At 70.8% G+C, this 13756-nt stretch carries 12 protein-coding genes; 1 reads left to right on the forward strand and 11 read right to left on the reverse strand.

Annotated elements, in window-relative coordinates:
- Positions 1-2: 2 nt before the first annotated feature.
- The 5 genes from cheB to sigB all read right to left on the reverse strand — a co-directional run bounded on the left by cheB (position 3) and on the right by sigB (position 6344).
- Entirely contained in the window at positions 3-1040 is a 1038-nt protein-coding gene (gene cheB, locus ACQP2X_RS42225; protein ID WP_498691555.1) for a chemotaxis-specific protein-glutamate methyltransferase CheB, read from the reverse strand.
- A 13-nt stretch (positions 1041-1053) separates the two neighbouring features.
- A complete protein-coding gene (locus ACQP2X_RS42230; protein ID WP_498691557.1) occupies positions 1054-2616 on the reverse strand; it encodes a chemotaxis protein CheW in 1563 nt (520 codons plus the stop codon).
- Positions 2617-2629: 13 nt separating this feature from the next.
- Positions 2630-4579, reverse strand: a complete 1950-nt coding sequence (locus ACQP2X_RS42235) for a methyl-accepting chemotaxis protein (RefSeq protein ID WP_498691558.1) — start codon at positions 4577-4579, stop codon at positions 2630-2632.
- Between the two features lie 136 nt (positions 4580-4715).
- Complete coding sequence (locus ACQP2X_RS42240) at positions 4716-5285, reverse strand: HhH-GPD-type base excision DNA repair protein (protein ID WP_498691560.1); 570 nt, start codon at positions 5283-5285, stop codon at positions 4716-4718.
- A gap of 87 nt (positions 5286-5372) precedes the next feature.
- A complete protein-coding gene (gene sigB, locus ACQP2X_RS42245) occupies positions 5373-6344 on the reverse strand; it encodes an RNA polymerase sigma factor SigB (RefSeq protein WP_498691562.1) in 972 nt (323 codons plus the stop codon).
- Positions 6345-6589: 245 nt separating this feature from the next.
- On the opposite strand from sigB, the gene ACQP2X_RS42250 reads away from it, so the two are divergent.
- Positions 6590-7378, forward strand: coding sequence for a sporulation protein (locus tag ACQP2X_RS42250; RefSeq protein ID WP_498691563.1), 789 nt, complete (start codon positions 6590-6592; stop codon positions 7376-7378).
- On the opposite strand, the gene dtd is transcribed toward ACQP2X_RS42250, so the two are convergent.
- The 6 genes from dtd to ACQP2X_RS42280 form a co-directional block, all read right to left on the reverse strand.
- Entirely contained in the window at positions 7375-7797 is a 423-nt protein-coding gene (gene dtd / locus ACQP2X_RS42255) for a D-aminoacyl-tRNA deacylase (RefSeq protein ID WP_498691564.1), read from the reverse strand. The two genes, ACQP2X_RS42250 and dtd, sit on opposite strands and share 4 nt — an antisense overlap.
- A complete protein-coding gene (locus ACQP2X_RS42260; RefSeq protein WP_498691565.1) occupies positions 7798-8469 on the reverse strand; it encodes a phosphotransferase in 672 nt (223 codons plus the stop codon).
- A 42-nt stretch (positions 8470-8511) separates the two neighbouring features.
- Positions 8512-8862 carry a hypothetical protein gene (locus tag ACQP2X_RS42265; protein ID WP_498691567.1) on the reverse strand — a complete coding sequence of 117 codons (351 nt, stop codon included), beginning with the start codon at positions 8860-8862 and terminating at the stop codon, positions 8512-8514.
- A 138-nt stretch (positions 8863-9000) separates the two neighbouring features.
- A complete protein-coding gene (locus ACQP2X_RS42270; protein WP_498691568.1) occupies positions 9001-9444 on the reverse strand; it encodes a macro domain-containing protein in 444 nt (147 codons plus the stop codon).
- 371 nt (positions 9445-9815) lie between these two features.
- Positions 9816-12362 (reverse strand): bifunctional acetate--CoA ligase family protein/GNAT family N-acetyltransferase, encoded by a 2547-nt coding sequence (locus ACQP2X_RS42275; protein ID WP_498691569.1) that lies wholly within the window; start codon positions 12360-12362, stop codon positions 9816-9818.
- Between the two features lie 9 nt (positions 12363-12371).
- The gene (locus ACQP2X_RS42280) at positions 12372-13556 is read right to left on the reverse strand and encodes an acetoin utilization protein AcuC (RefSeq protein WP_498691571.1); all 1185 of its coding nucleotides are present in this window, start codon (positions 13554-13556) and stop codon (positions 12372-12374) included.
- Positions 13557-13756: the final 200 nt, after the last annotated feature.

Consider the following 13756-nt stretch of genomic DNA (forward strand, 5'->3'; position numbering starts at 1 on the left):
TGTCAGCGAACCCAGTCGGCGAGACGGTCGGCGATCTCGTACGAGGGCAGGGTGAGCGTCGCCCCGCCGCGCCGGGACAGCTCACCCGGCATGCCCCAGACGACCGCCGTCTCCTCGGCCTCGGCGATCGTGCGGCCGCCTTCGGCCTTGACGCCGGCCATCTCGGTCGCGCCGTCGTCGCCCATGCCGGTCAGCAGCACGCAGACCAGGCGCTCGGCCGCGATGTGCCGGCGGGCCGAGCCGACCAGGCGGTCCACGCTCGGATGCCAGCGATATTCGGCGGCGGCCGGGACACTCTTGACGATCATGCCGTCGGTGCGCCGGGCCACCACCACGTCCGCGCTGCCCTTGCCGAGGTAGATGTGGCCGCGCTCGATGTTCATGATCCGGTCGACCTCGTGCACCCGCAGCTGGCAGAGCTCGTCCAGCCGGCGCGCGAGCGGGGCCGTGAACGAGGCCGGAATATGCTGGGCGATCACCACTGGAGCGCCCAGCGTGGCCGGCAGCTGCGGCAGCAACTCGGCCAGCAGAGCCGGGCCGCCGGTCGACGAGCCGATGAGCAGCAGGTCGACCTCGCCCGCCTTGCTCGGTGTCCTCTTCTCCGGTGTCGCCTTGATCCGCTCCCGCAGCCCGCGCGACCGGTTGATCCGGGCCGACGCGGCCGCCTTGACCTTGCTGACGATCTCCCGGGCGACCTCGTCGATGTTCAGCGAGACGGTGCCGCCCGGCTTGGCCACGTAGTCGACAGCGCCCAGCTCCAGCGCCTCGAAGGTGACCAATGCGTTCTTCTCGGTCAGGGAGGACAGCATGACGACCGGGGTCGGCCGCTCCGCCATGATCTTCGCGAGACAGGTGAGGCCGTCCATCTCCGGCATGTTGATGTCGAGGGTGATGGCGTCCGGGCGTACCCGCTCGAGTTGTTCCAGGGCGTCGACGCCGTTGCGGGCGGTGTGCACCTCGAAGCCGCCCTCCTCGAGGATGCCCTTCACCGCCTTGCGCATGAGTGCCGAATCGTCGACGACGAGGACCGACGATGCCACAGCCAACCTCCCGTCAGACGCTGACGAGGTCGTCCTCCACGACGACCTCCTCGCAGACGACGTCCAGCGCGGCCGCCTGCTCGGCCGCGAGCAGCTGGTCGACCTGGACGAGCAGCAGCATCCGCTTCTGCTCGGGCAGGTTGGCCACCCGCGACACGAGGCGGGCCTGCTCGGCCGAGAGCTGCGGGGCCGGCTCCAGCACGTGCCGGCCGACCCGGGCCACCTCGGCCACCGAGTCGACGATGAAGCCGGTCCGGACCCCGTTGATGATCAGCACGACGATGCGCTGCCGCTCGTCCCGCTCGCCGCGGGGCAGTCCCAATCGCGTACGGAGATCGACCACCGGCAGCACCGTGCCGCGCAGGTTGACCAGCCCTTCGACGAAGTCGTACGACTTCGGCACCCGGATCAGCGCCTCCGGCACCCGGATGATCTCCTGGACGGCGTCGACGTCGACGGCGTACTCCTCGTCGTCGAGCCGGAACACGACGAACAGCTCCTCGTCGCCCCGGCCGTCGTCGGCCACCCTGCGGTCGTCGGCCATCTGCGGCGCTTCCCCCTGACCCTGGTGCTCGGCGATCTCGTTGCGTACCTCGGGCGAGTCGAACATCCGGTTGACGCTCAGGACGGAGACCAGGCGCTTGCCGTCCTCGAGCCGACACACCGACTCCACCTCGCTCTTGCGCCCGTCGCCGGCCATGAAGGCCGGCAGCGGCGCGACCAACTGATGCGGGACGCGCAGCACCTCGCGCACGGTGTCCATCACGACGCCGACCACCCCGCCGTCTATCGAGACGACGACGATCCGGTTCTGCGGCTCGAGCGGGGTGACCGGCAGGCCGAACACGCGGCGCATGCTCACCACCGGCAACAGCCGGCCCCGCAGGTCGATCACGCCCAGGACGCGGCTGCCCGCGTTGGGCACGTGACTGACCGACTCCGGGGCCTGGACGATCTCCTGCACCTGGTCGATCGGCAGGGCGTACTCCTGGCCCTGCACGGCGAAGCTGACCAGCTCGAGCGTGTCGTCGCTCTCGGCGTCGGCGTCGTCCTCACGCTCCATCGACATCCGGGCACCAGCGCCCGGATCGGTGGCCGCCACCCGGGCCGTGAGCTGGTCGAACTGACTGCCGACGAGGCGGTCCACATCGAGGATCGTGGTCATGTCGCCGCCGTCGGCCTTGATCACGCCGACCAGCACGTCCGAGCGGACCGTGGACTGCACCGAGTCGGCCGACTCCAGCGCCGCCGGGTCGATGCTGATCACGCTGGAGACCCGGTCGACCACGAAGCCGAGCGGCACGCCGCCGTCCACGATGATCACGCGGGTGGTCTCGTCGTGGTCCCGGGCGTCCATGTCGCAGCAGTCGCGCAGGCTCACCACCGGCAGCACGCGGCCACGCAGGTTGGCCAGGCCCTCGAGCGAGGGCGGGCCGAGCGGCACCTTCACCACGGCCGGCATCCGGATGATCTCCTGGACCCGGCTCATCGGGAAGGCGTACCGCTCGCCGGCCATGTCGAAGGTGACGTAATCGGTGTTGTCGTCCTCGGCGGCGAGCTCGTCGTCATTCGTCATCTGCGTCCCTTTCTCAGGACCCGACGTTCTGCAACTCGTCGGCGAGCGCGGCGATCTCCTCGACCGCGGCCGCCAGTTCTTCGGCGCCCTGGGCCTGCTCGCGGGCCGCTGTCGATGCCTGACCGGCCAGCTGCTCGGCCTCGTTGGCCGCCGCCGAGATCTGCTCCAGTCCGTTCTTGACCTCGCCCAGCACGCCGGTGATCTCCTGGGCCGACTCGCGGACCTCCTCGTTGCCGGCCCGCACCTGCTGCATGTCCCGCTCGATCTCCTCGAGGCGAGCCGTGGTGATCTTGGCGGCCTCGACCTCGGCCAGAGCCTGGCGGCTGGTCTCCTCGAGATCGGCCCGCACCTCCACGATCCGGTCCTGCACGGCCTTGACCAGGTCCTTGATCCGGTCGGCGTTGTCCGCGGAGTCGCGGGCCAGGTTGCGGATGTCGGTGGAGACGACAGCGAAGCCCTTGCCGAACTCGCCGGCCCGGGCCGACTCGACCGAGCCGTTCACGGCCAGCATGTTGGTCTGGATCGACACGTTGGCGATCGCGTCGACGATCTTGTCGATCCGCCGGGAGATCTGCTCGAGCTCGGTCACCTTGCGGACGCTCTCGATGCCTTCCCGGGACGCCTGGGCGATCGCGTTGATCATCGAGTCGACAGCGTCCTTGTTGGTGCCCAGGAGCCCGAGGATGACGTCGGCCCGCTCGACCGCGTTGCCGGCCTGGGTCATCGACAGCTGCGCGCCCTGCTCGATCTTCGTGACGGCCTCGGAGGTCTGCTGGCCCTTCTCGGCCGCCGTCCGCGACCCGGTGTTGATCTCGTTGATCGCGACGTTGATCTGGCTCGCGGCCCGATTGATCTCCTCGACCGCGGCCGACAGCTCCTCGGCCGCCGACGCGACCTCCTCGGCGCTCTTGGAGACGTCGGTGCTGTTTCGCAGACCCTCGGAGATCTCGGCCAGCGTCTCGGCCGCCTGGTCACTCTGCCGCAGCGCCTGGGTCTGCTGGTTGACCGTCTGCAGCGACTCCTCGCAGGCCGCCGACTGCTGCTCGGCCGCCGCCGCGATCTCCTCCGAGCGGGTCTTGGCCGAGCCCGTCGCGTCCCGGGCCTCCACCGCGGCCTTGGCCATCTCGGTGGCGCCGGCCATGATCGTGCCCATGTCGGCCCGGATGGTCTCGAGCTGCTCGGTGATCGACTTGCCCTTCTCCACCTCGCCGCGCGCCGTCTCGGCCGACGACTGCACCCCCGAGGCGATCGTGGTGACGCTCTCGCGCACCTCGTCGATCAGGTCGCGGATCTGCCGGGCGCTGCGCTCACTGGTCTCGGCCAGCGTGCGCACCTCGTCGGCGACCACGGCGAAGCCCTTGCCGTGCTGGCGGGCGCGGGCGGCCTCGATCGCCGCGTTCAGCGCGAGAAGATTCGTCTGATCGGCGATGTGTGCCACCGTCTTGACGATTTCGCCAATTTCGTCGGCTTGCTTCTCGAGCTCGGTGATCGTCACCACCGACGCCGTCTGCCGGGTCGAGGCGTTGTCGACGTTCGCCAGCAGGTTGTTGATGCCGCTGCGGGTCTCGTTGAGCAGATTCTGCAGAGCCTGGCTCAGGTCGGCGACCTGGCGGGTGGTCGACTCCTGCCGGCCGACCCGCTCCTCCACCTGATTCATGGCGGCCAGGCTCTGCTGCGTCGCGCCCGACGCCTCCTCGGCCCCGGCCGAGATCTGCTGCATCGACTCCGTCAGCTGGCGCGAGGCCTCGGTGGCCTCGGCGTTCTGGGCGGAGATCTCGGCGGTGGCGGCGGCGATCCGCTCGGCCGCCTGCTGCTGCTTCGCCACGGACCGGGCCTGCCGGCGACTCGCGTCGGTGTCCCCGCCATTCGCCGCGGTCCGGGCCGAAGCCGGCGCCGACACCGGCCGGCTTGCCCGGGCGTGATCGGTCGCCCGCCCGTTGGCGGAGCTCGTCGTCAAGGGCATGGGGGTGGTCTCCCCTCTCTCTTTCCACTGGAGTCGGGGAAAACCGCTGGTAACGCAGGCTTTCCTCACCTTCGGAAATCCTGGCACCGCCAGGTTGACGAGAAAGGAGAAATGGACGGACTTCGACGCAATACTGTCACTTAGCCTTGGCGGCGGCCTTCATCTCTTTCTTGTAGGCGCGCACCTTGCCCAGCGACTCGCCGTCGACGATGTCGGCCACCGATTTGAACGAGCCCTCGGCACCGTAGCCGCCGGCGGCCTCGCGCCAGCCGGACGGCTCGACACCGTACTGCTTACCCAGCAGAGCCACGAAGATCTGCGACTTCTGCCGGCCGAACCCGGGCAGCGAGGCGACCCGCTTGAGCAGCTCTCCGCCGTCCTCGACGCCGGCCCACAGGTTGGCCGCGTCGCCGTCGTAGCGGTCGACGAGCGCCCGGCACACCTCCTGCACGCGGGCGGCCATCGCCTTGGGGAACCGGTGCAGCGCCGGCGGCTCGGCGAAGATCGCGATGAGCGCCTCGGGGTCGAAGTCGGCCAGCTCCCCGGCCGTGTACGCGTGCCCGAGCCGCTGAGCCAGCACCCACGGCGACGTGAAGGCCTTCTCCAGCGGGATCTGCTGATCGAGGGTCATGCCGATGAGCAGCGCCAGCGGGTCCTTGGTGAGCAGTTCGTTGGCGGCGGCGTCGATCGGCAGGGAAATCGTCATGGCGCTCATCTTCGCAGGCTTTTTCCTGGCCGCTGACAGCACAACCGCCCGGGAGCTGTCAGCTCACCGGGCGGCCGGGGTTGGATGTCAGCTGGCGTAGGCCTCGAGGCGGGACGCGCGCTCGGGGTCGCGGAGCTTGAGCATGGTGACCTTCTCGATCTGGCGGATGCGCTCACGGCTCAGGCCGAACTCGCGGCCGACCTCGTCGAGAGTGCGCTGGCGGCCGTCGTCGAGACCGAAGCGCAGGCGGATCACGGCCGACTCGCGCTCGGAGAGCGTGGCCAGCACGATCTCGACCTCGCTGCGCAGCTCGCCCTGACCGTGGCCGACGCCCGGCTGGTGCTCGACGGCGGCGACGAAGTCGCCCAGGGCGCTCTCCCCGTCCTCACCGACGGCCTGGTCGAGGCTGACCGGCTCGCGGTCGTACGAGATGAGCTCGATGACCTGGAATTCCTGAACGCCCATGGCCGTGGCGATCTCGGCGATGCTCGGCTCGCGGCCCAGCGTGGCGGCGAGGTCGCGGCGGCTGCGGACCATGCGGTTGACCTGCTCGACCATGTGCACCGGGATGCGGATGGTGCGGGCCTGGTCGGCCATGGCGCGGGTGATGGCCTGCCGGATCCACCAGGTGGCGTACGTGGAGAACTTGTAGCCCTTGGTGTAGTCGAACTTCTCGACCGCGCGGATCAGGCCCAGGTTGCCCTCTTGGATGAGGTCGAGGAAGGCCATGCCGCGGCCGGTGTAGCGCTTCGCGATGCTGACCACGAGCCGGAGGTTGGCCTCGAGGAGGTGGTTCTTGGCCGCCTTGCCCTCGGCGATGATGACGCGGAGGAGCGGTGCCAGGTCGTCGCCTGCCGCCGGGAGCTTCTCGTCGGCGTAGAGGCCGGCCTCGATCCGCTTGGAGAGCTCGACCTCCTCGACGGCGGTGAGCAGGCGGGTCCGGCCGATGCCGTTCAGATAGGCCCGGACCAGATCCGCGGAGACGCCACGCTCGTCGGTAGCGTCCAGGTCGGTGAGGAGCTCGACACCGTCCGTCATGCTGTTGTCGGTCGCCTTCATCTGCAGGACCACCTTTCAGTCCCCTCCCCGCTGATAAACCGTCTCGAGCTGTCCAGTCACTTGCGTGCCGGTGATCGATAGCTTGGCCCGGGACGCGTTAAGCCGAGGTGAGGCAAGCGTCCAGGTGGCATGAATCAGGGAGAACCCTGACGTCGCCAAGCCGACAAGTGCCCGAAATGCCGGTACCGGTCGGTTGCTGTGCGTCGATACTGTTCCCCACACGCCCGCGAGGAGGAGATGGTTCAGTGGTCTTCAAAAAGATGTTGCAGGCATTCGGAGTCGGCGGTCCCTCGGTCGAGACGGTGCTGGTCAACCCCAACTGCAGGCCGGGCGGATTCCTCGAGGGACAGGTGCACGTCGTCGGCGGCGATCACGCCGTCGACGTCGAATATCTCGCGATCGGCCTGGTCACCCGGGTCGAGGTGGAGAGCGGTGACAGTGAGTACAACACCGACCAGGAGTTCCACCGCCAGCGGCTGACCGGTTCGTTCCGCCTGGAGCCGGGTGCGAAATACGACGTACCGTTCCGCTTCGACGTGCCCTGGGAAACCCCGATCACCGAGGTCTACGGGCAGCACCTGCACGGCATGACGATGGGGCTGGCCACCGAGCTCGAGGTGGCGCGGGCCGTGGACAAGTCCGATCTGGACGCGGTGGCGGTGCACCCGCTGCCGGCGCAGGAGCGCCTCCTCGACGCGCTGCTGCGGCTCGGCTTCCGCTTCAGCCGGGCCGACGTCGAGCGTGGCCGGGTCTACGGGGCGCAGCAGAGCCTGCCGTTCTACCAGGAGATCGAGTTCTACCCGCCGTCGGCCTACGCCAGCGGGATCAACCAGCTGGAGCTGACGTTCATCCCGACGCCGCAGAAACTCCAGGTGATCCTGGAGATCGACAAGCGGGGCGGACTGTTCACCGAGGGCCACGACGCGTTCGGCCGGTTCGACGTCGACTACGCGACGGTCGACCACACCGACTGGGGTGCGCAGCTCGACAACTGGCTGCGGCAGTCGGCGCAGCGGCGGGGGCTGTTCTTCTAGAGCTCGAGCCAGAGGCTTCGTGGGCCGACGTTCGCGCTCTCGACCAGCATGTGCGCCCGGAAGCGGCCGGTCTCGACCGTCGCGCCCCGGGCGCGCAACGCTTCCACATATGCGGTGATCAGAGGCTCTGCCTGCTCCGCGGGCGCGGCGGCGGTCCAGCTCGGCCGCCGCCCCTTCCTGGCATCGCCGTAGAGCGTGAACTGGCTGACGACCAGAAGGGGCGCGCCGGTATCGGCGGCCGACCTGTCGCCGTCCAAGATGCGCAGTTCGTAGGTCTTGCGGGCCAGTTGGTCGGCCTTGTCGGGCGTGTCATCGTGGGTGACGCCGACCAGGACGAGCAGGCCGTCCTCGATCTTCCCGACCACCTCGTCGTCGACGGTGACGCTGGCCCGGCTCACGGTCTGCACGAGAGCCCGCATCTACTTCACTCCTCGCACTCGGGCGGCGGCTACTGAGAGTTGCTCGACTTCTTCGGGCGAGAGGGTGGGCTGCCCGCGCTTGATCTCGACGGCCTCGGGAAGGAGGCGGACGGGGTCGCCCGGGGCGCGCTCGAGGAAGAGGTCGAGGAGCTCGCCGGCGTGCCGGCCCAGCTCGTGATCGATGGCGCCGACGGCGACCTGCGCGAGGATCAACGCGGCCAGGGCGGTGTCGAGATCGGCCGGCCCGTCGGAGGCGTTGCGCCAGTCGATGACGACCGGACCACGCTGGCTGAGCACGACGTTCTCGGGGTGGAGATCAAGGTGGACGACGGTCTCGCCGTCACCCATGGGCGGCAGATCGTGCAACCGCCGCAGCAGATCGGCGAGAATCGTGGCGCCGTCGCCGACGGGCACCTCACCGGCCAGCAGGCCTTGGGCGAGGGTGGGCCCGTCGAGGCGTTCCATGACGAGATCGGCGCCGCGGGCCTCGAAGACCTGAGGGACGGGGAAACCCCGCTCTCCGCAGTACGCCATGACGGCCGCCTCAGGCGCGACATCACCCCCGTGCCGGTAGCGCCGCAGGACACGGCCGTCACCGAGCGCGTACACATCAGCCTCACGCCCGAAGGCGAACGGCAGCCCTACCGGCCCCACCACTTCCCGTTCCGTCACGTGTGTGACCGTATCGGAACCGGCGGGGCCGGTCCGGCGCGGTCAGTCGACGGCGTTGCTGCTCGCGTCGCTGGTGTAGCCGTCGACCGGGGTCTCCATGGCGCCGGTGGTGGCGTCGCCGGTGGTCGTGTTGGCTACGCCGGGGCCGGAGCGCGGGTGGGTGCGGAAACTGTTCGGACCGGCGGTGCCGCCGGTGGTGGTCATGACGCCGTGCTCGGGGTGAGGGCCACCGTCCTGGAGCTGCTCGGTGTCGGTGCCCGCGGCCAGCGTGCTGGACAGGCCGGCGTCGTCGTCGCCCTTCTCGGGGCGGTAGGTGCTGGGCTCGTCGAAGATCCCGGGGCCGTAGTCGCCCCCGGCGATCTCCCGCTCGATGCTCTCCTGCGAGTCGCTCATCTCGTTCTTCTCTCTTCCGGGGCCGGCCGGTGCATCGTGCCCGGGCGGTCGCGACATAAACCCTTGGTGTGGCCGCCATCATGCGCCCGCCCGGCACCGCCCCGCATGAGCCAGATGACTGCCCGGCCTCAGGACCCCTCAGCCCGGCGGGGCGAAGACCACGACCCGGACATCAGGAATCCGAGCGCAGGCCTGCTCGATCAGGGGGCGCACATCGGCCCACGCGAGACCGTCGGCGCCGCACCCCAGGGCCGGGACGGCGAGCGAGGTGACGGCCCGCTCGCGGACGACCGACACCAGCGAGTCGAGTCCGGCCGCTATGTCGTCGAGGCGTGATTTGTCGCGCCAATGGTGTTTTGTGGGGAAGTTGATTATCTGGCGGTCACCCTCGGCGAAGACCCACATGCGGCCGGCGCGGACCTCCCCACGTGCGCAGGCCGCGCGGTAGGCCTGATAGTTCGCCGGGAAGGCCCGTTTGAACTGGAGTGCTATCCCCTTGCCCATGACGCCGGCGGTGTTCACCGCGTTGACCAGCGCCTCGACATCGGCCGCCAGGAGATCCCCTTGCCCTGCCTCGATCATCGCCAGCCCTTCGTCATCGCCGAGCGAGACGACGATATCGCCGGGGTACGACACTTCTCGCCCGCGACGGACACCGGCGAGCGTCTGGGGCTCGAAGGCGGCGAGAGCAGGAGCCGGCGCGGATGTCAGAAGGCGAGAAAGGCAGCGCGAGCCAGAGTCCGGGTGCGCAGGCGACGTGGGCTGAAGTCGGGGCGGCGGATGCCGGAAGGCGGGAGGGCGCGGGCGACGTGGGCTGAGGGTGGGAAGGCGCGGACGACGGGGGCTGAAGGCGAGAGGGCACGGACAACGGGGCTGAAGGCGAGAGGGCACGGACAACGGGGCTGAAGGTGGGAAGGCGCGGGCAACGAGGGCTGAAGGTGAGGGGGCAAGCGTCAGGGGGTGCGCAGGCGGCGTGGGCCGGTGTCTGGGCGGCGGGTGGGGTCGCCTATCTCGGTGGCGGCGTGCAGGACCGACAAGCCGTCGGGGCGGGCCAGGACCGGGTTCAGGGAGAGGCTTCGGAGGCGCGGATGGTCGTCGGCCAGGCGGCCCACCCGGAGCAGCAGGTCGATCAGGGCCGCTCGGTCGATCGGGGCCGACCCTCGATAGCCGTGCAGCAGCGGGGCGGCCCGGGGCTCGTCGACCAGGGCCTCGGCCGCCCGGTCGGTGAGCGGGGCCGCTCGCCAGGCCAGGTCGCCCAGCAACTCGCTGGCCACGCCGCCCAGGCCGAAGCCGACCACCGGGCCGAAGGCCGGGTCCTCCATCACCTCGACGCGGCACGCCACGCCGGGGGCGACCATCGTCTGCACCAGCACGTCGGGGCCGAACGCTCCAGCCAGCTCGGCCCACGCGGACCGGACGTCCTCCTCGTCGGCCAGGGCCAGGCGCACGGCACCCAGGTCTATCCGGTGGCGCAGGGCGCCGCCCGCTGCCTTGAGGGCCACCGGGAAGCCCAGCGCGGAGGCTGCCGACACCGCCTCGTCGGCCGTGGAGGCCAATGTGGACGGGACGACGTCTATCCCGTACGCCGAAAGAAGGTCTGACGGTGGACCGTCGAGCTCCGCCGCCTCGGGGGCGATGTCGGGGAACGAGGGCAGCACGCCGGGCGGGCGGCGCAGCCAGTCGGCGTAGTAGGCGACCCGGGCCAGGGCCCGCACCGCCTCCTCGACCGACGGGTAGGACGGGACCCTGGTCGACAGGTCTTCGAGCAGGAACGTGGCCACCGTGGGCTTCTCGCCGGCCAGCGCCACGCTGGTCAGGGCCGCCGCGAAGTCGGCGTCCTCGTCGGCGAGCTGGCCGGGCAGCGGCGGGGCGAAGACGACGACCAGGGCGTCGGCGCGGTCGTCGACGGCGGCGTCGGCCAGGGCGTCGGCGAAGTCGTGGGCGCCGGCCATCGGGCTGATCGTCACCGGGTAGCCCTCGGCCACCGTGAGACCGTCGGCCCGGCAGGCCGAGACGGCCAGCTCGGCGAGAGCCGACGAGTTGCCGACCACGGCCACCCGGCGGCCGCCGGGCAGCGGCTGGTGGGCCAGCAGCAGGCCGACGTCGAAGAGCTCGCGCACCGTGTCGACGCGGATGACGCCGGAGCGGGCGAACAGGGCGGTCACCGCGTAAGGGTCCGGGCCCGGGCCGTCGCCGGCCAGGCCGGCCGGGCGGGTGGCCGAGGCGACCGCCACCACCGGTTTGACGCGGCTCATCCGGCGGGCCAGACGGGCGAACTTGCGCGGGTTGCCGAACGTCTCGAGGTAGAGCAGGACGACGTCGGTGCCGGGATCGTCCTGCCAGTACTGCAACAGGTCGTTACCGGAGACGTCGGCCCGGTTGCCGGCCGAGACGAAGCTGGACAGGCCCAATCCACGGCGGTCGGCCTCGGCCAGCAGCGCGACGCCGAGCGCGCCGCTCTGGCTGAAGAAACCGACCCGCCCGGCGGCCGGCAGTCGAGGGGCGAGGGTGGCGTTCAGACGTACGAGCGGATCGGTGTTGGCCACACCCATGCTGTTGGGGCCCACGACGCGCAGGCCGGCGTCGTGCGCGCTCTGGATCAGCTCGCGCTGGGCGGCGGCGCCGTCGGGACCGGTCTCGGCGAACCCGGCCGAGACCACCACCAGGCCGCCGGCGCCACTCGCGGCGGCGTCGGCCAGGGCCTCGGCGACGCCCTCGGGTGGCACGGCGATGAGCGCCAGGTCGACCGTCGCGCCGGCGTCGGCCGCCGACCGGAACGCCCGGAGACCGGCCACCCGCTCGGCGCTGCGGTGCACCGGGACGATCGTGCCCGAGTAGCCGCCGTCGCGCAGATGGCCGAGCATGGCGGCGCCGATGCCCTGACCGCTCGCGCTGGCGCCGTAGACCGCGACCGCGCGCGGGGCCAGCAGCCGGGCGATCGAGCGGGCCTCGGTGAGCTTCTCGCGGGACTCCTGGACCTCGCGCGATTTCTCGGTGGGCGCGATCGGGAAGCTCAGGTGGACCACGCCGTCCGCGTATTTGCGCTGCACCTGGTAGCCGAAGTCGCTGAACACCCGCAGCATGCCCGAGTTTTCCGGCAGGACCTCGGCCACGAACCGGGTGATGCCGTTGGCCCGCGCGGCCTCGGCCAGATGCTCGAGCAGGACGGAGCCGATGCCGCGGCCCTGATGGGCGTCCTCGACCACGAACGCCACCTCGGCGTCGGGCGAGCCGGGCCCGAGCCGCTCGTAGCGGCCGACCGCCATGATGCGCGGGCCGGTGACGATGACGAACGCCTCGCGGTCGCGATGGTCGACGTTGACGAAGCGCTCGAGGTCGCGCTCGGGAATGCGCGGGTACGGCGAGAAGTAGCGCAGATAACGCGTCCGGTCGCTCATGCGGGAGTGGAACTCCACGATGGCCGGCGCGTCGCTCGGCTGGATCTGCCGCAGATGGACGGCGGTGCCGTCGGAGAGCAGGACGTCGGCGCTCTTGTCCACGATGGCCCCTCAGTCCCGGGGGTCGTGGGGGTCGAGGCCGTGCAGCGGGAAAACCTCGGTGCGGCTGGCCAGGATGGCCCGGTCGACGGCGTCGGGCGTCGTGCCGGGCTGCCAGCGCTCGACCGGCGGCTCCGTGCCGTCGGTCATCGACTCGGGGACCTCCGATCGGGGGCAACGCTCGGCGGCCAGCTTGCGCCAGGGTGCGGGGGTCCGGGTGTACGGCTCCAGAGGCTCACCGGTCGCCACGGCGAGCAGATGGGACCACGCGCGGGGCACGACCTCGACCAGCGCGTATCCCCCGCCGCCGGTGGCCACCCAGCGGCCGTCGCACAGCTCGTCGGCCAGCTCGCGCATCGCCACGTAGGCCGCCCGCTGCCCGTCGACCGAGAGCCGCAGGTCGGCCAGGGGGTCGAGCCGGTGGGCGTCGGCACCGCACTGGCTGAAGATGATCTCCGGGGACCACGCCCGCAGGATCGACGGGACGATCGCGTGGAAGGCACGCAGCCAGCCACCGTCACCCGTGCCCGGCGGCAGCGGGACGTTCACCGCGGTGCCCTCGGCGCCGGGGCCGCCCGTCTCGTCGGCGAAGCCCGTGCCCGGGAAGAGGGTGAGCGGGGTCTCGTGCAGGCTGATCGTCAGGACCCGGGGGTCGTTGTAGAACGCGGCCTGCACGCCGTCGCCGTGATGGACGTCGACGTCCACATAGGCCACCCGCTGGGCGCCGAGGTCGAGCAGTTTCGCGATGGCGACGGCCGGATCGTTGTACACGCAGAAGCCGGACGCGCGGGCGGCCAGCGCGTGATGGAGGCCACCGGCCACGTTCACGGCCCGGGTCGCCGCCCCGTGCCAGACGGCCTCGGCCGCCGCGATGCTGGCGCCGCAGATGCGGGCCGAGGCCTCGTGCATGCCGTCGAAGACGGGGTTGTCGGGGGTGTTGAGGCCCCAGCCGGAGAAGAACGGGTCGCTCGGGGCGGCGCGGACCGCGTCGAGGTAGTCGGCCCGGTGGACCCGGGTGAGCTCGGCCTCGGTGGCCGGGACCGGTGTGATCATCCGCACCCCCGGCCGGTCGAGAACGCCCAGCTCACGGGCGAGCGCCATGGTCAGCTCGACACGCACGGGGTTGAGCGGATGGTCACCCATGTCGTAGTCGAGGAGCGCTCGGTCCCACACCACCGCGGTCGTCCGGTCCACCATGACCGTCATGCTGCCACGCACCACCGACAACTTCCGGCCCGTGGCGGCGTCCCGCGGCGAACTGTCCCGGTCGGGTAGGGTCTATGCCCACCAGCTCGGGGCCGCTGTCAACCCCATGTAACGAGGTAATATCGCTGCTGGGAGGGCCACACCGTGAATTATCTCGTCGACACCCGGGGCAGGCCGGCTGTTGGCCGTGA

It is taken from the genome of Actinoplanes sp. CA-131856 (assembly GCF_050956135.1).
Taxonomy (GTDB): Bacteria; Actinomycetota; Actinomycetes; order Mycobacteriales; family Micromonosporaceae; genus Actinoplanes.

Bases quoted from the DNA above. Each gene is read 5' to 3' on its own strand.
- ACQP2X_RS42230 (WP_498691557.1), bottom strand. From the start codon at position 2,616: ATGACGAATGACGACGAGCTCGCCGCCGAGGACGACAACACCGATTAC.
- ACQP2X_RS42235 (WP_498691558.1), bottom strand. From the start codon at position 4,579: ATGCCCTTGACGACGAGCTCCGCCAACGGGCGGGCGACCGATCACGCC.
- ACQP2X_RS42240 (WP_498691560.1), bottom strand. From the start codon at position 5,285: ATGACGATTTCCCTGCCGATCGACGCCGCCGCCAACGAACTGCTCACC.
- sigB (WP_498691562.1), bottom strand. From the start codon at position 6,344: ATGAAGGCGACCGACAACAGCATGACGGACGGTGTCGAGCTCCTCACC.
- dtd (WP_498691564.1), bottom strand. From the start codon at position 7,797: ATGCGGGCTCTCGTGCAGACCGTGAGCCGGGCCAGCGTCACCGTCGAC.
- ACQP2X_RS42265 (WP_498691567.1), bottom strand. From the start codon at position 8,862: ATGAGCGACTCGCAGGAGAGCATCGAGCGGGAGATCGCCGGGGGCGAC.
- ACQP2X_RS42270 (WP_498691568.1), bottom strand. From the start codon at position 9,444: ATGATCGAGGCAGGGCAAGGGGATCTCCTGGCGGCCGATGTCGAGGCG.
- ACQP2X_RS42280 (WP_498691571.1), bottom strand. From the start codon at position 13,556: ATGGTGGACCGGACGACCGCGGTGGTGTGGGACCGAGCGCTCCTCGAC.